This is a genomic window from Pseudomonas sp. IB20 (genome assembly GCF_009707325.1).
Taxonomy (GTDB): Bacteria; Pseudomonadota; Gammaproteobacteria; order Pseudomonadales; family Pseudomonadaceae; genus Aquipseudomonas.
In genome coordinates this window covers 1,268,138-1,289,577 of record NZ_CP046103.1, presented here as the reverse complement: position 1 = coordinate 1,289,577, position 21,440 = coordinate 1,268,138, and the positions used below count along the sequence as shown (strand labels likewise).

Below are 21,440 nucleotides of genomic sequence, written 5' to 3'. Positions count from 1 at the left end.
TGTGGTCTGCCTTACAGCCCCACTACATCCTCCGCCTGCAACCCCTTCTCGCCGGTCACCACGGCGTATTCCACCTGCTGGCCTTCGGCCAACGAGCGGTGGCCGTCACCGCGAATGGCGCGGTAGTGTACAAACACATCCTTGCCGTCCTCACGCTGAATAAAGCCGTAGCCTTTTGCATCGTTGAACCACTTCACATTGCCGGTTTCGCGCGTTGCCATCTGTTTTACTCCCACATGCTTTTATTGTTGAGTCGCTCGCATTGAACTGCCGAGTATAAGACAGGCTCAAAAACGATCAACTCAAGTTTACATCGCTGCTTTTTTGCCGATTTTCGGCGAATACGGCACACTACCCGCCCGAGCACCTGCTCGGTTTTTTCCACTTGAAGCAGCACGCCTATGACCCGCTCCCCGTTCCGCCGTCTAGTGTTTGGCACCTTGCGCCGACTGTTGTACCTCTGGGTTCGCTCCGAGACGATCAACCAGTCGTCCCTAACCCTTAACCTGGACCGCAGCCGGCCGGTGTTCTACGTCCTGCAATCGCCCTCCCTCACCGAATTGGCCGTGGTCGATACCGAGTGCACCAAGGCCGGCCTGCCGCGCCCGGTGCTGCCGGTATCGGTAGGCCCGCTGATCGAACCGGCGGCGTTCTTCTACCTCACGCCGGAGCCCGACTGGCTCGGCCGTCAGGACAAGCGCGGCGCGCCGCCGACCCTGAACCGGCTGGTCAACACCCTGAGCGAACACGCCGAAGAGAATGCACAAATCATTCCCGTCAGCGTGTTCTGGGGGCAGTCGCCCGAGAGCGAGTCCAGCCCGTGGAAACTGCTGTTTGCCGACAGCTGGGCCGTCACCGGGCGCCTGCGCCGGTTGTTGAGCATCCTGATCCTGGGGCGCAAGACTCGTGTGCAATTCTCCGCGCCTATCAACCTGCGTGAATTGATCGAGCACAATAAAGGTCACGAACGCACCGTGCGGATGGCCCAACGCATCCTGCGGGTGCACTTTCGTAACCTGAAAACTGCGGTAATCGGCCCGGACCTGTCGCACCGCCGCAATCTGGTGAAAGGCCTGGTGAACATGCCACTGGTGCGCCAAGCCATCCTGGATGAAGCCGAACGCGAAAAGATTTCCCCGGAAAAAGCCAAGGCCCTGGCACTGCGATACGGCAACGAGATCGCCTCGGACTACACCTACACCGCGATTCGCTTCCTCGAAGTGGTGCTGAGCTGGTTCTGGAACAAGATCTACGACGGCATCAAGGTTAATAACATCGAAGGTGTGCAAAAGGTTGCCCAAGGTTATGAGGTGATCTACGTGCCTTGCCACCGCAGCCATATCGACTACCTGCTGCTCTCCTACCTGCTGTTCAAAAACGGTTTGACCCCGCCGCACATCGCCGCGGGTATCAACTTGAACATGCCGGTGATCGGCAGCCTGCTGCGTCGTGGCGGCGCGTTTTTCATGCGCCGCACCTTCAAGGGCAACCCGCTGTACACCTCGGTGTTCAACGAATACCTGCACACCCTGTTCACCAAGGGGTTCCCGGTGGAGTACTTCGTGGAAGGCGGGCGCTCGCGCACCGGGCGCATGCTGCAACCGAAAACCGGGATGCTGGCGATCACCCTGCGCAGTTTCTTGCGCTCCTCGCGCATGCCGATCGTGTTTGTGCCGGTGTATATCGGTTATGAACGTGTGCTGGAAGGCCGCACCTACCTTGGCGAGCTGCGCGGCGCGAGCAAGAAGAAAGAGTCGATCTTCGATATTTTCAAGGTGGTCGGCGCGCTCAAGCAGCGCTTTGGCCAGGTCGCGGTCAACTTCGGCGAGCCGATCAAACTGGCCGAGTTCCTCGACGCCGAGCAACCCGACTGGCGCGCCCAGGAGCTGGGCCCGAACTACAAACCGGCATGGCTCAACGAAACCACCAACCGCCTCGGCGAACAGGTGGCCCGCCACTTGAACGAAGCCGCTGCGGTGAACCCGGTGAACCTGGTGGCCTTGGCGCTGCTCTCCACCACGCGCCTGGCCTTGGATGAACAGGCCATGGCGCGCCAGTTGGACCTGTACCTGGCGCTGCTGCGCCGCGTGCCCTACTCGCCCCATACCACCTTGCCGGAAGGCGATGGCCTGGCCCTGATCAAGCACGTCAAGGACATGGACCTGCTGTCGGAACAGAGCGACGCACTGGGTAAGATTTTGTACTTGGACGAGCAGAACGCCGTCCTGATGACCTATTACCGCAACAATGTGCTGCACATCTTCGCCCTGCCGGCGTTGCTGGCGAGCTTCTTCCAGAGCAGCTCGCGCATGAGCCGCGAACAGATCCTGCGCTACACCCGCGCGCTCTACCCGTACCTGCAATCGGAGCTGTTTATCCGCTGGTCACTGGACGAGTTGGACGCGGTGGTCGACCAATGGCTTGAGGCATTCGTTGAACAAGGCCTGCTGCGCTTCGAGAATGACGTGTACCTTCGCCCAGCCCCGAGCTCACGGCATTTTGTGCTGCTGACGCTGCTGTCCAAGAGCATCGCCCAAACGCTGCAACGCTTCTACATGGCGATCTCGCTGCTGCTCAACAGCGGCCAGAACAGCATCAGCGCCGAAGAGCTGGAAGACCTGTGCACGATCATGGCCCAGCGCCTGTCGATCCTGCACGGTCTCAACGCCCCAGAGTTCTTCGACAAGAGCCTTTTCCGACATTTTATCCAGACGTTGCTGGAGCAAGATGTGTTGCGCCGCGATGAGGCGGGCAAGTTGAGCTACCACGACCTGCTCGGTGAATTGGCCGAAGGTGCTGCCAAACGCGTGCTGCCGGCCGATATTCGCCTGTCGATCCGCCAAGTGGCCTTGCATCGCGTGGATGGCGCCAGCCGAAGCTCAAGCTGTCAAACCTGAAGAAAGCCGCTAGATTGAATGAGGCGTCGGGCGGTTTCCGGCGCCGTTGAAAAGGAGCTGTACCATGAAAAAGATCATCCTCCTGGGCCTGACCGCCCTGCTCGGAGCCTGCCAATCTATGACCCCAGCCCCAAAGGCCAGTCTCGACGGCGAAGTGTTTTACCTGCAACGCATCGCGCTGCCGCCCGCCGCCACCCTGAGCGTCAGCCTGCAAGACGTGTCCTTGATGGACGCCCCGGCCGTGACCCTCGCCGAACAGAAAGGCCCGGTCAAAGGCCAAGTGCCGCTGGCGTTTCACCTGAGCTACGACCCGGCCCAGATCAAGCCCGGCCACACTTACTCGGTGAGCGCTCGCATCGAGCTGGATGGCAAGCTACTGTTTATCACCACCGAACGGCACGCGGTGCAGCTCAACGGCCAAGACCCACAACCGCTGCGCCTGCGGGTTGATGCGGTCGCACACTGATCAGTCCATTTTTAAAGGAAGCGCTCATGCTCCGTAACTCCCTTCGCCTCACTGCCCTGTGCGCCGGCCTGTTGTTCGGTGCCAACGCCATGGCCCTGGACCTTGGCAGCCTGTCCCAAGGTGACGCCAGCGGCGGCCTCAAGGATGCACTGACCCAAGGCGCACAGATCGCCGTGAAACAACTGGGCAAACCCGGTGGATTCAGCAGCAACCCCGAAGTGAAGATCGGCCTGCCCGGCAAGCTGGGCAAAGTCGCCGACAAACTGAAAATGTTCGGCATGGGTGATCAGGTCACGCAACTGGAAACCAGCATGAACAAAGCGGCAGAAACCGCCGTGACCCAGGCTCAACCGATCCTGGTCAATGCTGTGAAGAACATGAGCGTGACCGACGCCAAGGGCATTCTCACTGGAGGTCAGGACTCGGCCACGCAATACCTGAACAAAAGCAGCCGTGAAGAGATCCGGGCCAAGTTCCTGCCGATCGTCAAGGCCGCCACCGACAAGGTCGGCGTCGCCCAGCAGTACAACGCTTTGGCCGGCAAGGCGGCAGCGTTTGGCGCAGTTGATGCCAAAAGTGCCAACGTCGAAAGCTACGTGACCGAACAGGCGCTGGACGGCTTGTTCAAGATGATCGCGCAGCAGGAAGAAACCATTCGCAAGAACCCGGCGGCGGCGGCCACCAGCCTGGCGAAGAAGGTGTTTGGCGCGCTGTAAACCTCAACACTGTGCATCAATCACTGCGCCAAGGCCGCTTATCACGGGCCTTGGCGCAGTTGTTTCAGGCTAAGCCTCTTAGCGGTTCAGCGAAAAAAGCGGGGACAAAGGCTGGTAGGGCAACTGATGCTCACTGACCGCAAACGGGTGCAGGTGCGGCGTGTGGTGATGCGGTTTGGCAGGGTGGGTATGACCGACGGCTGGCTGGGATGGATGAGTGTGGCCAATGTTGGGTTGCCCAGACACTGGCGTGCGCGGCCTTGCCGGCTCAGACCCTCGAGGGGACACAGTATTGCCCAACAAAGCCCCAAGAAACGCACCTTTGAAAGCAGCAATCGCATTAAAAAAAGACATGTAACACTCCATTAACTCATTGAAATAGCCTCGACCGCCAACAGGCAAAGTCGAAACCTGTGCCTGTCCATCAGGCATTTCTGAGTGGAGTAAAAAAGGTGAGCGTTCCACATGACTCGATGCCGCTTTGCATCGGCATGTAAATCAATGAATAACCGAGTCCGCCAACCGCCCCATCATGAGCGTGGCAAAACAGCCGATCGCCACGGACGTCGCGCGGTTGATCTTCAACGGCGTCAGCCACGCCTGCTGCCCCCCTTCGAAGCGACTGCCCAGCACGATCCAGGCAGACCCTACGGGTATCACCACCAGCGCGAGCGTGGCCATGAACCCGACATAGCCTTGCAACGAGATAAAGGCGCTAAGCGGTGCGATAAACGAAACGATCAGCAAGCCTTTTGGGTTCATCACGGTGAGCCAGAAGAAGTACAGGCCGGAGAAACGGTCACGGCTCGAATCGACGGCGCTGTTGTGACGTTGCCACAACGTGTAAGAAAGCTTGAGCAAGTAGCAGACAGCCACTAATTGCGTGGCTTTTACGGCCCATGGAGACCAGGCCGAAAGGTAGAACAACGCCGCCCCCCAGGCAGAGACCTGAAGCAGATAAGCCAGGCATTCGATAAATGCAATGCGCCAACGGAACTTCAGGCATTAACGGCAGCTATCGGATTTCAGGCTTTTCCCACGCCCCTCCTCCTCAACCGAAAAGCCTTCACGCCTCCCCCCAGGAAACTAGTGTGCGTCCTTCTTGACGCGGAACCATGCCGCGTAAAGTGCCGGCAGGAACAATAGCGTCAACGCCGTCGCCACAATCAACCCGCCCATGATCGCCACGGCCATTGGCCCGAAGAACACGCTGCGTGACAACGGAATCATCGCCAGCACCGCCGCCAGGGCCGTCAGCACAATCGGGCGGAAGCGTCGCACGGTGGCTTCGATGATCGCTTGCCACGGCGCCAGGCCAGCCTTGATGTCTTGTTCGATCTGGTCGACCAGGATCACCGAGTTACGCATGATCATCCCCGACAAGGCGATGGTCCCGAGCATGGCGACAAAGCCGAAGGGTTGGCGGAATACCAGCAGGAACAACGTCACGCCGATCAAGCCCAGCGGCGCCGTCAGAAACACCATGGCGGTGCGTGAGAAACTGCGCAGCTGCAGCATCAGCAACGTCAGTACCACCACGATAAACAGCGGCACCCCGGCCTTGACCGAGTTCTGGCCACGGGCAGAGTCTTCGACGGTACCGCCGACTTGCAGCAGATAGCCATCCGGCAGTTCGGCGCGCACACCTTCAAGGGTCGGCAGGATTTGCTGGACCAGGGTTGCCGGTTGCTCCTTGCCATAGATATCGGCGCGCACGGTCACCGTCGGCAGGCGATTGCGGTGCCAGATAACGCCTTCTTCGAAGCCATATTCGAGGGTGGCGATCTGCGACAGCGCCACGCTTTTGCCGTTGTCGGTCGGCACGGCCAGGCTCGGCAACAACGACAGCTCGGTGCGCTCGTGCACGGTGCCGCGCAGGAGGATCTCGATCAACTCGTTGTCCTCGCGGTACTGGCTAACGCTGGAACCGGTGAGTGAACTCTGCAGGAATTTCGACAGGTTGGCGGTGCTCACACCCAGTGCGCGCGCACGGTCCTGGTCGATATTGAGGTAGACGATCTTGCTCGGTTCTTCCCAATCCAGGTGCACGTTGACCACGTGGGTATTTTCGCGAACTTTGGCCGCGACTTTGCGCGCCAGGGCGCGGACTTCTTCAATGTGTTCGCCGGTCACACGGAACTGCACCGGGTAACCCACGGGCGGGCCGTTCTCCAGGCGTGTGACCCGCGAACGCAGCTCGGGGAATTGTTCGTTGAGGGTTTCGATCAACCAGGTGCGCAGGCTTTCGCGCTCCTCGATGGTCTTCGCCAGCACCACAAATTGCGCGAAGCTGGCGGCTGGCAGCTGCTGGTCCAATGGCAGGTAAAAGCGCGGTGAACCAGTGCCGACATAGGCCACATAGTTGTCGATGCCGGCGTGTTCCTTGAGCAAGGCTTCCAAGCGTTTGACCTGGTCAGCGGTGTTGCTCAGGGAGGCGCCTTCAGCCAGTTTGAGGTCGACCATCAACTCCAGGCGACCAGAGGCGGGGAAGAACTGTTGCGGCACAAAACGGAACAGCGCGACCGAGCCGATAAACAGCAGCAGGGTCAGCACGATCACGGTTTTGCGCCGACGCACACACCATTCAACCAGACGTCTTACACGCTGATAGAACGGTGTGCCGTAGGGATCTGGCCCATCGGTGCCGTGTTTGGCGGCATGAATTTTTGCCAAATCCGGTAAGAGCTTTTCTCCGAGGTAGGGCACAAACACCACGGCGGCAACCCATGAAGCCAGCAACGCAATGGTCACCACTTGGAAGATCGAGCGTGTGTATTCACCGGTGCTCGATTGCGCAGTGGCAATCGGTAGGAAGCCCGCCGCGGTGATCAACGTACCGGTGAGCATCGGGAACGCGGTGCTGGTCCAGGCGAAGCTCGCGGCCTTGAGCCGGTCGTAACCCTGTTCCATTTTGATCGCCATCATTTCAACGGCGATGATCGCGTCGTCGACCAGCAAGCCCAGGGCCAATACCAATGCGCCAAGGGAGATCTTGTGCAAGCCGATGCCGAGGTAATACATGCTCGCAAAGGTCATCGCCAACACCAGCGGAATCGCCAGAGCCACGACCATGCCGGTGCGCACGCCAAGGGAGAAGAAGCTCACCAGCAAGACGATGGCCAATGCTTCAGCCAGCACTTGGACGAACTCGCCGACGCTGGTTTTCACCGCTGCCGGTTGGTCCGACACCTTGCGCAGCTCCATACCTGCCGGAAGGTTCTTTTGCAGGCGTGCGAATTCGCCTTCGAGGGCTTTGCCCAATACCAGGATGTCGCCGCCGTCACGCATGGCCACGGCCAGGCCGATGGCGTCCGCGCCCATGTAGCGCATGCGCGGTGCCGGTGGGTCGTTGAAGCCACGGTGGATGTCGGCCACGTCGCCGATACGGAAGGTGCGGTCACCCACACGAATCGGGAAATTGCGAATCTCCTCCACCGTCTTGAAGTTGCCCGACACGCGCAGTTGCACGCGCTCGGTCGGGGTTTCGAAGAAGCCGGCGGTCGAGACCGCGTTCTGCTCCTGCAGGGCCTGCTGCACGGCGGCCAACGGCAGGCCGAGGGTGGCGAGCTTGAGGTTGGACAGCTCGATCCAGATCTTCTCATCCTGCAGGCCAAGCAACTCGACCTTGCCCACATCCGGCACGCGTTGCAGTTGAATCTGGATGCGGTCGGCGTAGTCCTTGAGCACGGCGTAGTCGAAGCCGTCGCCGGTCAACGCGTAGATATTGCCGAAGGTAGTGCCGAATTCATCGTTGAAAAACGGCCCTTGGATGTCCGGCGGCAAGGTCTGGCGAATGTCGCTGATCTTCTTGCGCACCTGGTACCACAAGTCAGGAATCTGCGCCGAATGCATCGAGTCGCGGGCGATAAAGGTGACCTGGGATTCACCGGGCCGCGAGAAGGAGACGATGCGCTCATATTCGCCGGTCTCCATGAGTTTTTTCTCGATGCGCTCGGTAACCTGGCGCGAGACTTCCTGAGCCGTGGCCCCGGGCCAGTTGGTCTTGATCACCATGGCCTTGAAGGTGAACGGCGGGTCTTCGCTTTGCCCAAGCTTGGTGTAGGACAGCGTGCCGACCACCGCCAGCAGGATCATCAGGAACAGTACGATCTGGCGATTACGCAACGCCCATTCGGAAAGATTGAAACCCATCGGGGACTACTCCTTGTTGGCCGCCAGATTCACCACACGGTTGGAGCGATCCACCGGGCGCACTTGCTGGCCCTCATGGAGCACATGCACGCCCGCTGCGATCACCCAATCAGTGGCGGTCAGGCCTTCCAATACCGGCACAGTTTTTTCACCGAAAGCACCGATGCGCACCGGGGTGCGTTTGAGCGTGTTGTCCGGTTGCACCAACCAGACGTAGGACGCGCCGTTCTCCGCACTCAGGGCCGACAGCGGCACCGACAGCGCAATCACGCCATCGGCCTGTATGAATACGCGGGCACTCTGGCCCAGTTCGGCCGGGACTTTACCGCCGGTGAACGCGACGCGGGCGGCAAAGGTGCGCGATTTCGGATCGGCAGCGGGTGACAGCTCACGAATGCGCCCGGCAAAACGTTGGTCGGGCTGGCTCCACAATTCCACCGACACCGGCTGGCCGATCTTGAACCGGCCAAAGCCTTGTTCCGGCAGGCTGATCAGGACTTCACGCTCGCCATCGGTGGCCAGGGTGAACACGGTCTGGCCGGCCGCTACCACTTGGCCGACTTCCACCGCGCGCTTGGCAACCACGCCGTCCTGGGGCGCACGCAACACAGCGTAACCGGCCTGGTTGCTGGACACGTCGAACTCGGCCTTGATCTGCTTCAGGCGTGCTTCGCCTGCCCGGTAGAGGTTTTCGGAATTGTCGTACTGGGAACGGCTGACCATCTGACGGTCCATCAGGGTCTTGTAGCGATCGCGCTCGGCGCGCACCAGGCTCAGGTTGGCCTCGGCGGCAGCGACCTGGGCACGGGTGGCTTCCAGTTGCAGGCGCACGTCCTGTGGGTCGAGTTCGGCCAGCGGTTGGTTGGCCTTGACCCGCTCACCCTCCTCCACCAGGCGTTTGCTGACTTTGCCGCCAATGCGAAAGGCCAGGTCCGGCTCATAACGGGCACGCACCTCGCCAGGGAAACTGTCCATCGCCTGCGCCGAGGGCTGCGGCTGCACCACCATAGCGGGGCGGATGGTGGTTTGGGCCGCTTCTTCATGGCCGCAAGCGGCCAACAGGAAGACCAGGCTGACAGGCAACGCAAGGGGCAGGAAAGTGCTGCGCATGCTGAAGGACCTTTCGCAAATGGAGCTAGGAATAATTATACTTGCCGGTATGTTATTAATACCAAACTCGCCAGTCCAGTATTAAAGGTGAAAATGTCCGACAATCCTGTAAACACCAATAGCCCCGGGCGTCCCAAGGACATGGCAAAACGCCAGGCAATTCTCGAAGCAGCGAAAATCCTGTTTTTGAGCAATGGCTACGCCAGCACCAGCATGGATGCCGTGGCCCTTGAGGCCGGCGTGTCAAAACTGACCGTCTACAGCCACTTCACCGACAAAGAGACCTTGTTCACCGCCGCCGTTGTGGCGAAATGCGAGGAACAGTTGCCGGTGATGTATTTCGAGCTGCCCGCAGGCATGCCCGTGGACACCGTGCTGCTGAACATCGCACGCGGCTTTCATCGGCTGATCAACAGCGAGGAGTCGGTAAACCTGCACCGCCTGATGATGACCACCGGCAATCAGGACGTGAAACTCTCACAGATCTTCTTTGAAGCCGGCCCCATGCGCATGCTGCAAGGCATGGAGCGCCTGCTCAGCCGCATCGACCAGAGCGGCGCCCTGAGCATCGATAAACCGTTTACGGCGGCCGAGCACTTCTTTTGCCTGCTCAAGGGCACGGCGAATTTCTGTTTGCTGTATGGCTGTGGTGGGCAACTGAGTGAAGAAGCCGCCGAAGCGCATGTGCAGGAGGTGGTGGGGTTGTTTATGCGGGCCTATAGGGCCTGACGCCGGGTTGTTGAGGGGCTGCTGGGTGAATATCCGTTATTTCGATAACGGCTGATATGGCGCTCGCCTGCCCTGCTTTTGCTTCAACCACTCAGGTCGGCTACTAGGCCGCCGTGCTCTTGCTTTTGATCTTGATCTTGATCTTGATCTGAGGCGCCCCGTTAACCACGTGGCCGAACGCAGGCTTGAATCCGTGGGTAACCCGGCAGGACGCCGGGTTAGCCGCGCTGGGCCAAGGATGGCCCATCGCGGCGGCCCACGGATTCAAGCCGGTGAGGGCACACCGAGCCTAAGCGAGGTGCCGAGTGGTGGGGCGAGGACTTTTGGTTACTTTTGGGTCCTTCCAAAAGTGACCCGCTGTAAGAGCGGAACCCTAGAGCCGTTACCGCAGCAACGGATATGTACTCATATCTACCTAAAAACCCCGTCAAAAGCTTAGCGCAACACAAAAAGTTGCGTAGATACCCATTCATCGGCTTGAGCGCTTTCTTCGGATAAATGTCATACCGGCTCGACTTCCCATCCAACGCATGGCTCGGCTTGGGCCCCTCAATGCACGGCGCCTTGCGCGGGCGCTTGACCACCACACGGTGGCTGGCCAACGCCAAGGCAGCAGCGAGCAACGCCGGCGCATCCGGATCATCGCCAACCAGTGGCCGGAACAGCCGCATCTCCTTCTTCACCAACGCAGTTTTCTCACGATGAGGGAACATCGGGTCCAGGTAGATCACCTGCGGCGGCTCACCTTCCCAGTTGAGCATCACCTCGATGGAGTTGCCCTTGAGCAGCTTCATGCGCGCCACAATGGGTGCCACCTCAAAGTCATCCGCACCCCGGGCCAGGCCGTCTTCAAGCAAGGCGCCAATCAACGGCTGACGCTCGATCAGGCTCATCTCACACCCCAGACTGGCCAGCACAAACGCGTCCTTACCCAAACCCGCCGTGGCATCCAGCACCCGTGGACGCACGCCTTGAGCAATACCCACAGCCTTGGCGATCATCTGCCCACTGCCACCACCGTACAAACGCCGGTGCGCCGCGCCACCCTCGACAAAATCCACACGCACCGGCCCCGGCGCATCAGGCCCGAGCTGTTGCAACTGCAGGCCGTGCTCGCCGACTTGCAGGGAAAAATCCGCCTTTTCCAGCTGCAAAGGCAGGCCAAGCTGCGACGCCCAGTGCTCGGCACGCGCCTGGAAACCTTCGGCCAAAGCCTCGACCCGAATGCGGCTGGCCGCTGGTTGTTCGCTCATCAATCGCTACGCTCAAAAATATTAAGGATCGGCAAACAGCGGCCGATAAAAACAACAGTCAGGTATTTTGCCAGAGCTGAGCGTCGACCGAGAAAAATGTCAGACATTCTTCCCCTAACCATCGGTGTACTGCCGACCCACAACCACTACGGCCTGCGCAATACTCAAGCGCTGGCCGGGGTGAGTCATGTGTGGCAGGACTTCTTTGCCCGTGCGTTGGCCGAACAGCTCGGCGATACGCCGGATGCGCTCGCCGCCAAAGCACCGGCGCCGAAGGACCCGGCGGTAGAGCCCAGCGAAGGCGCCGACCTGCTGTCGCAGATCCTCACCCAGCGTGAATGCGACGTGAAAGACACCGAAATCGCCCCGCCGGAGCCGTTGTTCCTGCCAATCGCCGAATTTGAAACCGAATTACTGCCGCCGCCCGCCACGCCATTCCCAGATGAAGAAATTGTCGCCCAACAGCGCCAGCAGAACTTCGACAGTGGCTGGGTACGCCCGATCGTACTGAGCGCCGGTCAACCGCTGCCTAAGCCGGGCCCCGCGCCAGAACCCCAGCCGTTGCACCTGCCGATTGCCGAGTTCGAACTGGACCTGTTGCCACCGCCTGCCACGCCGTACCCGACCGAAGCACTGGTGGCGCAACAGAAAGCGTTGGACTTCGACTACCACTGGGCGCGCCCTCTGATCCTCAACAACCTGCGCCTGGCCGCCTGAGCCTCAGCGACACACCCACCAACGGCCCATGTCCAGATGGAAATGGTTGCGATGGGCGGCGTTGTAGTCCGGGCTCAACACCACATTGAAATCATCGCAGGCACCGTCGCGTACCTGTCGCAAAAAGCGCGCGCTGTCGCCCTCCCCCGGCCAATCCTTAAGCACACTGATGCTGCGCCCATCCGCCAGACGAAAGCCGGCGATGTCCAGGGCATTGGCCGAAGCATGTTGACTGAGCCGCCCGCCTGCGCGGTTATACATGTTGCGACAGGCAAAGCTGCCGAGGTGGTCGACCCGCGTCACCGCCTGGCCAAACACCGCCTGGGCCGCCGGTTGCAGGCTATGGCGCTCGAACAGGGCAAACGCCACGGCCAGCGGGCAACTGGCGAGAAAGCTGCTGCTCAAGGCCACGTCGGCGCCCTGCACGCGCAAGACGTTGCGCAATGGGCACGCAGCGTCAGCAGGACTATCTGCCTGATGGCTGACGCGCAAGCCGGAGGTGTTCAGCACGTGGTCGCACAGCGCCGGATCATCCTGCAGCCGGCCGAGCTTGAAGCGCGTCAGCAGGTTCGGGTTGGCGCGCACATCCAGCGGCGCCCAGGGGTTCCACTCAGCAGGCAACGGCACCCAGCCTCGCCACACACCCACTGCGAACACACCCGCCAGCAACAGCAGCGCACCGATCACGTTGAAAAAGCGCACGGCTTAGCCCTTGAAGAATTGGTTGGCCTGACTGAACGGCATCTTGCGCTCGGTGAAGGTAAAGGTGCCCAACTCATACACTTCCTGTGCGGCGCGGTAGAACTCGCCATACGCGGCCAGCGCCATAGCCGAGCCGACACTGATACGGCGTACGCCCAGCTCGCTCAACTGCGCGACGCTGAGGTTCAAGCCACCGGACATCAACACGTTGACCGGTTTGGGCGCGACGGCCTTGACCACTGCCAGTATTTCCTCGGCGCTGCGTAGCGCTGGGGCATACAGCACGTCGGCACCGGCTTCGGCGTAGGCCTGCAAGCGGCGGATGGTGTCAGGCAAATCCAGGCGGCCATGCAGGAGGTTTTCTGCGCGGGCCGTCAGGGTGAAAGGGAATGGCAGACTGCGGGCAGCGGCAACCGCCGCTTCTACGCGCTCAACAGACAAATCAAAAGGGTAGATGGGGTCGACGGCGATACCCGTGGCGTCTTCGATGGAGCCGCCGACGATGCCCGTGGCCGCCGCGCGCAGGATGGTTTGGGCGCAGCCCTCAGGGGTATCACTGAAGCCGTTTTCCAGATCAGCCGCCACCGGCAGCGCGGTCGCCCGAACAATCGCTGAAGCATTGCCCAATGTGTCCTCCAGCGACAACGCACCTTCTGCATCCGGCCGCCCCAGGCTGAACGCATAACCTGCACTGGTGGTGGCCAAGGCTTCAAAGCCGAGGCTGGCAAGCATGATGGCTGAGCCTGCATCCCACGGGTTGGGCATCACGAACGCGCGATCACGCGCGTGCAAGGCTTTGAAGGTTTCGGCGCGAAGGGTTTGGGCATCCATGTCTGACTCCTGGCGGAAAAAGGAGCCTTAGAGTAACCCCAGTTGCTCCGCTGCGGGTTCTCGATGCAAGGTCGGCAGCGGCGGCAGGCCCGGCAAACGCGCCATCAGTTTTTCATGAAAGCGCAGCGCCAGTTGCGCAGCCAGGCGGTTATCCGAGGTGTGCAGGAACACGTAGGGCGTGCGGCCTTCCTCGATCCAGCCGGCGACTTTTTCTACCCACGGCAGCAGAAACGGGTCGTTGGCTTCCAGTTCCGGATGACCGATAAAGCGCACTTGGGGAAACAGCGTCAGCGCGGCCGGGCGCGGCGGCACCTTGGGCTTTTTCGATTGGGCGTGCAGCACGGCGGCTGAGGTTGAGGTGCAACTGAACAGCGCGCGCGGGTCCAGGCAGATTCGCTCGACACCACGGTCACGCAGCAAGCGGTTGAGCATGCGCTCGGCATCGCCCTTGGCGAAGAATTCCGGGTGGCGCACTTCCACGGCCAGCGGGCGCTCCAGGCCATCAATAAAACCTGCCAGCTCACCGAGGCGTTGTGGCGAAAAGCTCGCCGGCAGTTGCAGCCACAGCGGCGTAACACGCTCACCCAATGGGCTCATCAAACCGACAAAACTTTCTGCCGCCGGCAACTGCTCGCGCAAGTCGCCACCGTGGCTGATGTCGCCTGGGAATTTGGCGGTGAAGCGAAAATCCTCAGGCATGATTTCGGCCCAGCGCTGCACGGTGGCGGCCGAGGGTCGGGCATAAAACGTGGTGTTGCCTTCAACGGCGTTGAAGACCTGGGAATACAAGGCGAGGTAATCGCCGGAGCGCGCATCAGCCGGGTACAGGTACTCGCGCCAGGCGTTTTCACTCCAGGACGGGCAACCAATAAAGTAAGGCAGACGCATCAGATATGGATGTCGAGACCCAGCACTTCCATATCCCATTCGACAAAGCCGGCGGTGGTCAGGTAGCTGGCCAGGGCGGTGGCGACGCTTTTGCTCATGGAGCGGGGGAAGACCATGTCTTGCTGACGGGCGGGAAGACCACTGATACGTGCACCGGCGGAACCTTGGGCGCTGGAATGCGTGTTGGCATGCGACTCGGACTGGACTTCGATGAAGTCCGGCGAATCCTCGACGGAATCGTCTACCGTCACGTTAGCCTTACGCGGCTTACGCTTGAGTGGGTAGGACTGTGAGGAAAAGCCGTCTATGCGCATACATGCAGACTCGGTATCAATGATGGCAATTTAGCGGCACTTTCCGTAGTGCGCAAATGCTCTGGTGATAACTAGAACACATAATTTGTAAAAGGTTTAGAAACAGGGGCAAATTCTGACGATTGGAGATTTTTGCCTCAAAATGCCAGCATTTTTGACGTCAAATAATCCCGCGTTCAGCCTTGGTTTGCGCAACTTTATCGCGCAGGTAAACCGGTGCAGCCTGGTCAGCCGGAATCGCTTCGCCGCGTTCAAAAGCGAAGCGCGCCAAGGTCAGTAAATCTTCAGCATGGGGCAACATCGCGGCGTCCTGGCCGACCAGCTTCACACCGATGCGTTCGGCATAACCCCAGCCGGTGCCGGCGCCGAACCAATCACCGCTGGCATCTGCGGGCAATACAGACGCCTGCGGCGGCTGCACCGCTTCCACGCCTACCAGGCGCATCTCGCCGGCGGTCTCGCGGTAGCAACCCCAATACACTTCATCCATACGCGCATCGATAGCCGCTGCGACTTGCGAGGCACCGTGCTCGCGCAGGGCGCGCTGGGCCAGCACTGCCAGGTTGGAAACCGGCAACACCGGGCGTTCCAACGCAAACGCCAGGCCCTGCACCACGCCGATGGCAATACGCACACCGGTAAACGCACCGGGGCCGCGGCCAAAGGCAATGGCGTCGACAGCAGAAAGCGTGGTGCCCGCGTCTTCAAGCAGTTGCTTGATCATCGGCAACAGCTTCTGCGCATGCAGGCGCGGGATCACCTCGTAGTGGCTCGTTACCTTGCCATCGTGCAGCAAGGCAACGGAGCAAGCTTCAGTCGCGGTGTCCAGGGCCAGCAGGGTGCTCATGGGTGCAGGTGTCCAAATCGAAAAAAAGTGCGCCAGTATAAACAACAACGGCCCGCAAGCGGGCCGTTGTGCGTGCAGCTAATCGTTTGATCAGCTCAGCACTTGCAACACCTTGGCGGTGATGGCTTCTACCGAACCAACGCCTGGGATGTGGCTGTACTTCGGCTTGCCATGGGCAGCGGACAGCTTCTGGTAGAAATCCACCAGTGGCTTGGTCTGCGAATGGTAGACCGACAGGCGATGACGTACGGTTTCTTCGGTGTCGTCTTTACGCTGCACCAGGTCGTCGCCGGTGACATCGTCTTTGCCGGCCACTTTAGGCGGGTTGTAGACGATGTGGTAAACGCGGCCCGACGCTTCGTGAACGCGACGGCCAGCGATACGCTGGACGATTTCTTCGTCTTCAACCGCGATTTCAACCACCGCATCCAGCTCTACGCCGGCTTTCACCAGGGCTTCAGCCTGGGGAATGGTGCGTGGGAAACCGTCAAACAGAAAACCGTTCTTGCAGTCGTCCTGGCTGATGCGTTCCTTGACCAGGTTGATGATCAGGTCATCAGAGACCAGACCGCCGCTGTCCATCACGCTTTTTGCGATCAGGCCCAGCTCGGTGCCGGCCTTGACCGCAGCGCGCAGCATGTCACCGGTGGAGATTTGTGGAATGCCGAATTTTTCAGTGATGAACTTTGCCTGAGTACCTTTACCGGCCCCGGGAGCTCCCAGCAGAATGACGCGCATCGATGTGCTCCTCAATTTTTTATAGAGATGACGCTCGGATTCGCCGCGTGGGGCCAATCTCGTAGAAATGTGGGTCTAGCCGATCAAACGGCCAAAGGCTGATCAAGATACACAGCAGGCTCTATCCATACAAGCCGCCGAAAGTCGCAAGAACCCGCGCCGCGCATGCGTCACAGGTCGGGTGTGACTGAGTGCAACCCTACCCCTTGAACGCCGACCGCCCGTTTCAGGGCGGCCGTCATGGTTTATCTGCAAGCCGTTGAGAACACGCAAGAAACCTTAGCCGGTATTGCGCAAACCGGCGGCAATACCGGCCACGGACACCAGCAGCGCCTGTTCCAGAGGGCTGTCCTGCGCCGCCTCTTGCTGACGCGAGCGCGCCAGCAACTCGGCCTGCAGCAAGTGCAAAGGGTCGAGGTAGGTGTTGCGCAAGCGGATGAACTCAAGTGTGTCTGGGCTATGGGCCAACAGTTGCGACTGGCCAGTCAGGCCAAGCACCACGCTGCACGCCTGCGACAATAGGTCGCGTAAGTGCGCGCCCAATGGCAGCAGGTCAGGCTGCACCAGACGCTCGTCATACAGGCGCGCGATATCGGCATCCGCCTTGGCCAGCACCATTTCCAGCATGTCGATGCGGGTGCGGAAGAACGGCCACTGCTCACGCATCTGCCCCAGCAGCTCGCCTTCACCGCGCTCCAGCGCCTTGCTTAATGCCGCTTCCCAGCCGAGCCAGGCGGGCAGCATCAGGCGGGTCTGGGTCCAGCCGAAGATCCACGGGATCGCCCGCAGGCTTTCGATACCGCCAGCGCGGCGCTTGGCCGGGCGGCTGCCCAGGGGCAAGCGACCCAGCTCCTGCTCTGGGGTGGACTGGCGGAAGTACTCGACGAACTGCGGATTTTCCCGCACCACGGCGCGGTAAGCGCTGACACCGTCTGCTGCCAATTCGTCCATCAAATGGCGCCAGGCAGGTTCGGGTGGTGGCGGTGGCAACAGCGTGGCTTCCAGCACTGCGGCCAGGTAGAGGTTGAGGTTCTGCTCGGCGATGTCCGGCAGGCCGAACTTGAAGCGGATCATCTCGCCTTGTTCGGTGGTGCGAAAACGCCCCGCCACCGAGCCCGGTGGCTGCGACAGGATCGCCGCGTGCGCCGGGCCGCCGCCACGGCCGACAGTGCCGCCACGACCGTGGAACAACAGCAATTGCACCTGTTGTTCGCGGCAGATGTCCACCAACCGCTCTTGCGCCCGGTACTGCGCCCAGGCGGCGGCGGTGGTGCCGGCATCCTTGGCCGAGTCCGAGTAACCAATCATCACTTCCTGCGGGCCTTGCAAGCGTGCGCGGTAGCCTGGCAATTGCAGCAGGGTTTCCATGACCGGCCCGGCGTTATCCAGGTCGGCCAGGGTTTCGAACAGCGGCACCACCCGCATCGGCCGTTGCACGCCCGACTCTTTAAGCAGCAGTTGCACGGCCAGCACGTCCGAGGCGGCGCCGGCCATCGAGATGACATACGAGCCAAGCGACGCGGCGGGCGCAGCGGCGATTTCCTTGCAGGTGTTCAACACCTCGGCAGTCTCCGCCGACGGCTTGAAATAACCCGGCAGCAGCGGCCGGCGATTGGCCAACTCCTTGGTCAGGAAGCTGATGCGTGCCTCTTCGTCCCAGTCTTCATAACGACCCAGGCCCAGGTAATCGGTGATTTCGGTCATGGCCGATGAATGCCGGCTGGAATCCTGGCGCACATCCAGGCGCACTAGGAACAGGCCAAAGGTCACGGCACGGCGCAAGCAATCGAGCAGCGGGCCATCGGCGATCACGCCCATGCCGCACTCGTGCAGCGACTGGTAGCACAGCTCCAGCGGGTCGAGCAGGTCGCGGTTGTTCTGCAACACGTCAGCCGGCGCCGGGGTGTTGGCGGTCAACGCTGTGTGCGCCCATTGGCGCGTAGCACGCAGGCGTTCACGCAGTTGCTTGAGCAAGGCGCGATACGGCTCGACGCTGTCGCCGACCTTGGCTTGCAACGCCGGGCTGGCCTGCTGCATCGACAGCTCGGATGCCAGGTGGTCGATATCGCGCAGGTACAAATCCGCCGCCATCCAGCGCGCCAGCAGCAGCACTTCGCGGGTCACCGGCGCGGTCACATTCGGGTTGCCGTCACGGTCGCCACCCATCCACGAGGCAAAGCGAATCGGCGCTGCCTCCAGGGGCAAATGCAGGCCGGTGGCCGCGTGCAAGGCCTGGTCGGCCTTGCGCAGGTAATTGGGGATGGCATGCCACAACGAATGCTCGATCACCGCAAAGCCCCATTTGGCTTCGTCGACAGGCGTCGGGCGCACGCGGCGGATTTCTTCAGTGTGCCAGGCTTCGGCGATCAGCCGTTGCAGGCGCTCGCGGATCTGCTCGCGTTCAGCGGTGGTGAGGTCACGGTGATCCTGCAGCGCCAGTTGCGCGGCAATCGCATCGTATTTCTGGATCAGGGTGCGACGCGCCACTTCGGTGGGGTGCGCGGTGAGGACCAGTTCAATCTCCAGCCGCGCCAACTGGCGAGCCAGGGATTCGTTGCTGTGGCCTTCGCGTTGCAGGCGGGCGAGCAACTCCGGCAATACGCGGGCTTCGAAAGGTGCCGGTTGCGACTCATCGCGCCGGTGGATCAACTGGTATTGCTCGGCGATGTTGGCCAGGTTGAGGAACTGGTTGAAGGCCCGCGCCACAGGCAGCAGTTCACTTTCCTGCAACTGGTTCAAGCTGGCGCTGAGTTCCTCGCCGGCGGCTTGCTCGGCTACGGCACCCCGGCGGTCAGCCTTGGCGCCTTTGCGGATCTGCTCGATCTTGTCGAGAAAATCATCGCCGTACTGCTCTCGAATGGTGTTGCCCAACAGCTCACCCAGCAGGTGAACATCCTCACGCAAGCGTGCATCGATATCACTCATCAGCCAATCTCCAGCCAGAAATCCGGGACGCGCAGGGGTTCCAGAGTGCCGCCCGCGCCGGTTTCTGACAAGACACTTTAAACCTTGTGACTTGCAGCTAGTCTCAACTGTGAGTCACCGCGTTATCCACGCAGCTGACTGGACACTCATCACCGCCTGCCATCGCGGGCCTACTGAGGTTGCCATGAAAATCCGAGAACTGGCCCAGCATTGGGAAGAGAACGCCAAGGGTCGCTTGACCAAAACCGAGTACGCGATCCATCTGGACGTGGAGTCGGCCGCAAGGCTGGCCGCCATCGCCGAGATGTACCCCAAGCGCCACACCGAAGAACTGCTCGGCGAGCTGATCGGCGCCGCCCTCGAAGAGCTGGAAGCCAGCTTTCCTTACATCAAGGGCCAGCATGTGATCGCCACCGATGAAGAGGGTGACCCGCTGTATGAAGACGTCGGCCCTACGCCACGCTTTCTGACGCTGTCACGCCGCTATCTGCATGATTTGTCGGCCAGTGCTGACGAACAGAAGCACTGATAAACATCCGTAAAAACCGACATAACCCCTTTATTCCGGGCCTCCTAGAGGCCCGGAATACCTCTACGCGTTGCAAAAGTTCCAACTATTAGGCGCTGACCACTCAGTCAGATATTTTTTAGGCAAATCGCCATCTTCTCTGAACTTTTGAAAAAAGCCTCCGGTCACAGCCAGTAAGCCATCACTTGGAACGGCCGTTTGAAAAGGTAGTTCGAGCTTTACCCGCCCGACCTAAAACCGCTGACCAGTGACATGGATTTTGATGTTTTTCAGGAGTTACCCAATGGAGTTGAAGACGATGAAGACCAGCACTGCCAAATCCTCGTTTAACCACCTGCGCGGGCTGAAATTGGCCGCGCTGGCAATCGGCACCAGCTTCGTTCTGGCGGGCTGCGCCGGTAACCCGCCGACCGAGCAATACGCTGTGACCCAATCTGCGGTGAACAGCGCGGTCAGCGCCGGCGGCACCGAGTTCGCAGCAGTGGAAATGAAGTCGGCTCAGGACAAGCTCAAAGAAGCCGAAATCGCCATGCACGACAAGAACTACGACAAGGCTCGCCAACTGGCTGAACAAGCCGAGTGGGACGCTCGCGTCGCTGAGCGTAAGTCCCAGGCTGCCAAGGCTCAACAGGCAGTGAAGGATTCCCAGAAGGCCGTTGACGAGCTGCGCAAGGAAGGCATGCGCCCTGCTCTTATCCAGCAGAAGTAAGCCACTGCCTCTTGACTGCATCGCACCTGATATCGAATTGAAAGGACGACACGACTATGCGTAAACAATTGATGATCCCTGCTCTGCTGGCGATGAGCGTTGCCCTGGCGGCCTGCTCCACCCCGCCGAACGCGAACCTGGAAAACGCACGGACCAACTTCTCGGCCCTGCAAACCAACCCACAAGCCACCAAGCTTGCGGCGCTGGAAACCAAAGACGCCAGCGAGTGGCTGGACAAGGCTGACAAAGCCTACCGTGACAAGGAAGACGAGAAGAAGGTCGACCAACTGGCCTACCTGACCAACCAGCGCGTTGAAGTGGCTAAAGACACCATCTCCCTGCGCGAATCCGAAGCCAAGCTGAAAAACGCTGGCGACGAACGTGCCCGTGCCCTGCTGGACGCCCGTGACGCGCAGATCAAGCAACTGCAAAACAGCTTGAACGCCAAGCAGACCGAGCGCGGTACTCTGGTGACATTCGGTGATGTGCTGTTTGCCACCAACAAGTCCGACCTGAAATCCAGCGGCCTGGTTAACATCACCAAGCTGGCGCAGTTCCTGCGTGATAACCCGGACCGTAAAGTGATCGTCGAAGGCTACACCGACAGCACCGGTTCCGACTCGTACAACCAGAGCCTGTCCGAGCGTCGTGCAGCTTCGGTACAACGTGCACTGGCGCAACAGGGCGTGGATATCTCGCGCATCGTGACCCAGGGTTACGGCAAGGAATACCCGGTTGCCGACAACGGCAGCGTTTCGGGCCGTGCCATGAACCGCCGCGTTGAAGTGACCATCTCCAACGACAACCAGCCGGTCAAGCCACGGTCTTCCGTTGCTAACTGATTGATTGGCGCTGCATAAAAAAACCCACCTTACGGTGGGTTTTTTTATCTATCAGACTTCTATTTTACGGTTGGT

General features: G+C 60.5%; 19 protein-coding genes and 1 pseudogene. 8 read left to right on the top strand and 12 right to left on the bottom strand.

Annotated elements, in window-relative coordinates; translation table 11 throughout:
• Window positions 1-11: 11 nt before the first annotated feature.
• On the bottom strand, window positions 12-221 hold the full coding sequence (locus tag GJU48_RS05885) for a cold-shock protein (protein ID WP_032891681.1): 210 nt from the start codon (window positions 219-221) through the stop codon (window positions 12-14).
• A 180-nt stretch (window positions 222-401) separates the two neighbouring features.
• Between GJU48_RS05885 and plsB the strand changes: the two genes are divergently transcribed.
• The 3 genes from plsB to GJU48_RS05870 all read left to right on the top strand — a co-directional run bounded on the left by plsB (window position 402) and on the right by GJU48_RS05870 (window position 4,079).
• On the top strand, window positions 402-2,897 hold the full coding sequence (gene plsB / locus GJU48_RS05880) for a glycerol-3-phosphate 1-O-acyltransferase PlsB (protein WP_094950067.1): 2,496 nt from the start codon (window positions 402-404) through the stop codon (window positions 2,895-2,897).
• Between the two features lie 64 nt (window positions 2,898-2,961).
• On the top strand, window positions 2,962-3,363 hold the full coding sequence (locus GJU48_RS05875; protein WP_094950068.1) for a YbaY family lipoprotein: 402 nt from the start codon (window positions 2,962-2,964) through the stop codon (window positions 3,361-3,363).
• 26 nt (window positions 3,364-3,389) lie between these two features.
• Window positions 3,390-4,079 carry a DUF4197 domain-containing protein gene (locus GJU48_RS05870; RefSeq protein WP_094950069.1) on the top strand — a complete coding sequence of 230 codons (690 nt, stop codon included), beginning with the start codon at window positions 3,390-3,392 and terminating at the stop codon, window positions 4,077-4,079.
• 498 nt (window positions 4,080-4,577) lie between these two features.
• Here GJU48_RS05870 and GJU48_RS05865 read toward each other — a convergent pair whose 3' ends face one another.
• The 3 genes from GJU48_RS05865 to GJU48_RS05855 all read right to left on the bottom strand — a co-directional run bounded on the left by GJU48_RS05865 (window position 4,578) and on the right by GJU48_RS05855 (window position 9,341).
• The gene (locus GJU48_RS05865; protein ID WP_256671206.1) at window positions 4,578-4,940 is read right to left on the bottom strand and encodes a hypothetical protein; all 363 of its coding nucleotides are present in this window, start codon (window positions 4,938-4,940) and stop codon (window positions 4,578-4,580) included.
• Between the two features lie 225 nt (window positions 4,941-5,165).
• Window positions 5,166-8,231, bottom strand: a complete 3,066-nt coding sequence (locus GJU48_RS05860) for an efflux RND transporter permease subunit (protein WP_094950074.1) — start codon at window positions 8,229-8,231, stop codon at window positions 5,166-5,168.
• A 6-nt stretch (window positions 8,232-8,237) separates the two neighbouring features.
• Window positions 8,238-9,341 (bottom strand): efflux RND transporter periplasmic adaptor subunit, encoded by a 1,104-nt coding sequence (locus GJU48_RS05855; protein WP_094950075.1) that lies wholly within the window; start codon window positions 9,339-9,341, stop codon window positions 8,238-8,240.
• A 93-nt stretch (window positions 9,342-9,434) separates the two neighbouring features.
• On the opposite strand from GJU48_RS05855, the gene GJU48_RS05850 reads away from it, so the two are divergent.
• On the top strand, window positions 9,435-10,070 hold the full coding sequence (locus GJU48_RS05850; protein ID WP_094950076.1) for a TetR/AcrR family transcriptional regulator: 636 nt from the start codon (window positions 9,435-9,437) through the stop codon (window positions 10,068-10,070).
• 473 nt (window positions 10,071-10,543) lie between these two features.
• On the opposite strand, the pseudogene GJU48_RS05845 reads toward GJU48_RS05850, so the two are convergent.
• A pseudogene (locus GJU48_RS05845) lies at window positions 10,544-11,323 on the bottom strand (class I SAM-dependent methyltransferase); the annotation flags it as partial.
• A gap of 96 nt (window positions 11,324-11,419) precedes the next feature.
• Here GJU48_RS05845 and GJU48_RS05840 point away from each other — a divergent pair.
• Complete coding sequence (locus tag GJU48_RS05840) at window positions 11,420-12,040, top strand: energy transducer TonB (RefSeq protein ID WP_094949997.1); 621 nt, start codon at window positions 11,420-11,422, stop codon at window positions 12,038-12,040.
• Window positions 12,041-12,043: 3 nt separating this feature from the next.
• On the opposite strand, the gene GJU48_RS05835 is transcribed toward GJU48_RS05840, so the two are convergent.
• The 7 genes from GJU48_RS05835 to ppc all read right to left on the bottom strand — a co-directional run bounded on the left by GJU48_RS05835 (window position 12,044) and on the right by ppc (window position 19,285).
• Window positions 12,044-12,742, bottom strand: coding sequence for an extensin-like domain-containing protein (locus GJU48_RS05835; protein WP_094949996.1), 699 nt, complete (start codon window positions 12,740-12,742; stop codon window positions 12,044-12,046).
• Window positions 12,743-12,745: 3 nt separating this feature from the next.
• Entirely contained in the window at window positions 12,746-13,573 is an 828-nt protein-coding gene (locus tag GJU48_RS05830; protein WP_094949995.1) for an isocitrate lyase/PEP mutase family protein, read from the bottom strand.
• 27 nt (window positions 13,574-13,600) lie between these two features.
• Window positions 13,601-14,461, bottom strand: a complete 861-nt coding sequence (locus GJU48_RS05825; RefSeq protein WP_094949994.1) for a DUF72 domain-containing protein — start codon at window positions 14,459-14,461, stop codon at window positions 13,601-13,603.
• Complete coding sequence (locus GJU48_RS05820; protein ID WP_094949993.1) at window positions 14,461-14,775, bottom strand: hypothetical protein; 315 nt, start codon at window positions 14,773-14,775, stop codon at window positions 14,461-14,463. Before GJU48_RS05820 ends, GJU48_RS05825 begins: the two co-directional genes overlap by 1 nt.
• Window positions 14,776-14,935: 160 nt before the next feature.
• The gene (gene tsaB, locus GJU48_RS05815) at window positions 14,936-15,622 is read right to left on the bottom strand and encodes a tRNA (adenosine(37)-N6)-threonylcarbamoyltransferase complex dimerization subunit type 1 TsaB (protein WP_094949992.1); all 687 of its coding nucleotides are present in this window, start codon (window positions 15,620-15,622) and stop codon (window positions 14,936-14,938) included.
• 90 nt (window positions 15,623-15,712) lie between these two features.
• Window positions 15,713-16,360 (bottom strand): adenylate kinase, encoded by a 648-nt coding sequence (gene adk / locus GJU48_RS05810; protein ID WP_094949991.1) that lies wholly within the window; start codon window positions 16,358-16,360, stop codon window positions 15,713-15,715.
• A 279-nt stretch (window positions 16,361-16,639) separates the two neighbouring features.
• Window positions 16,640-19,285 carry a phosphoenolpyruvate carboxylase gene (gene ppc, locus GJU48_RS05805; protein WP_094949990.1) on the bottom strand — a complete coding sequence of 882 codons (2,646 nt, stop codon included), beginning with the start codon at window positions 19,283-19,285 and terminating at the stop codon, window positions 16,640-16,642.
• A gap of 184 nt (window positions 19,286-19,469) precedes the next feature.
• Between ppc and GJU48_RS05800 the strand changes: the two genes are divergently transcribed.
• The 3 genes from GJU48_RS05800 to GJU48_RS05790 all read left to right on the top strand — a co-directional run bounded on the left by GJU48_RS05800 (window position 19,470) and on the right by GJU48_RS05790 (window position 21,365).
• Window positions 19,470-19,814, top strand: coding sequence for a pilin assembly protein (locus GJU48_RS05800; protein ID WP_094949989.1), 345 nt, complete (start codon window positions 19,470-19,472; stop codon window positions 19,812-19,814).
• A gap of 283 nt (window positions 19,815-20,097) precedes the next feature.
• A complete protein-coding gene (locus GJU48_RS05795) occupies window positions 20,098-20,523 on the top strand; it encodes a DUF4398 domain-containing protein (RefSeq protein ID WP_094949988.1) in 426 nt (141 codons plus the stop codon).
• Between the two features lie 56 nt (window positions 20,524-20,579).
• A complete protein-coding gene (locus GJU48_RS05790; RefSeq protein ID WP_094949987.1) occupies window positions 20,580-21,365 on the top strand; it encodes an OmpA family protein in 786 nt (261 codons plus the stop codon).
• Window positions 21,366-21,440: the final 75 nt, after the last annotated feature.

Bases quoted from the DNA above. Each gene is read 5' to 3' on its own strand.
- GJU48_RS05850 (WP_094950076.1), top strand. From the start codon at position 9,435: ATGTCCGACAATCCTGTAAACACCAATAGCCCCGGGCGTCCCAAGGAC.
- GJU48_RS05870 (WP_094950069.1), top strand. From the start codon at position 3,390: ATGCTCCGTAACTCCCTTCGCCTCACTGCCCTGTGCGCCGGCCTGTTG.
- ppc (WP_094949990.1), bottom strand. From the start codon at position 19,285: ATGAGTGATATCGATGCACGCTTGCGTGAGGATGTTCACCTGCTGGGT.
- GJU48_RS05830 (WP_094949995.1), bottom strand. From the start codon at position 13,573: ATGGATGCCCAAACCCTTCGCGCCGAAACCTTCAAAGCCTTGCACGCG.
- GJU48_RS05790 (WP_094949987.1), top strand. From the start codon at position 20,580: ATGCGTAAACAATTGATGATCCCTGCTCTGCTGGCGATGAGCGTTGCC.
- GJU48_RS05795 (WP_094949988.1), top strand. From the start codon at position 20,098: ATGGAGTTGAAGACGATGAAGACCAGCACTGCCAAATCCTCGTTTAAC.
- adk (WP_094949991.1), bottom strand. From the start codon at position 16,360: ATGCGCGTCATTCTGCTGGGAGCTCCCGGGGCCGGTAAAGGTACTCAG.
- GJU48_RS05855 (WP_094950075.1), bottom strand. From the start codon at position 9,341: ATGCGCAGCACTTTCCTGCCCCTTGCGTTGCCTGTCAGCCTGGTCTTC.
- GJU48_RS05800 (WP_094949989.1), top strand. From the start codon at position 19,470: ATGAAAATCCGAGAACTGGCCCAGCATTGGGAAGAGAACGCCAAGGGT.
- GJU48_RS05820 (WP_094949993.1), bottom strand. From the start codon at position 14,775: ATGCGCATAGACGGCTTTTCCTCACAGTCCTACCCACTCAAGCGTAAG.
- tsaB (WP_094949992.1), bottom strand. From the start codon at position 15,622: ATGAGCACCCTGCTGGCCCTGGACACCGCGACTGAAGCTTGCTCCGTT.
- GJU48_RS05840 (WP_094949997.1), top strand. From the start codon at position 11,420: ATGTCAGACATTCTTCCCCTAACCATCGGTGTACTGCCGACCCACAAC.
- GJU48_RS05875 (WP_094950068.1), top strand. From the start codon at position 2,962: ATGAAAAAGATCATCCTCCTGGGCCTGACCGCCCTGCTCGGAGCCTGC.
- GJU48_RS05825 (WP_094949994.1), bottom strand. From the start codon at position 14,461: ATGCGTCTGCCTTACTTTATTGGTTGCCCGTCCTGGAGTGAAAACGCC.
- GJU48_RS05885 (WP_032891681.1), bottom strand. From the start codon at position 221: ATGGCAACGCGCGAAACCGGCAATGTGAAGTGGTTCAACGATGCAAAA.
- GJU48_RS05860 (WP_094950074.1), bottom strand. From the start codon at position 8,231: ATGGGTTTCAATCTTTCCGAATGGGCGTTGCGTAATCGCCAGATCGTA.
- plsB (WP_094950067.1), top strand. From the start codon at position 402: ATGACCCGCTCCCCGTTCCGCCGTCTAGTGTTTGGCACCTTGCGCCGA.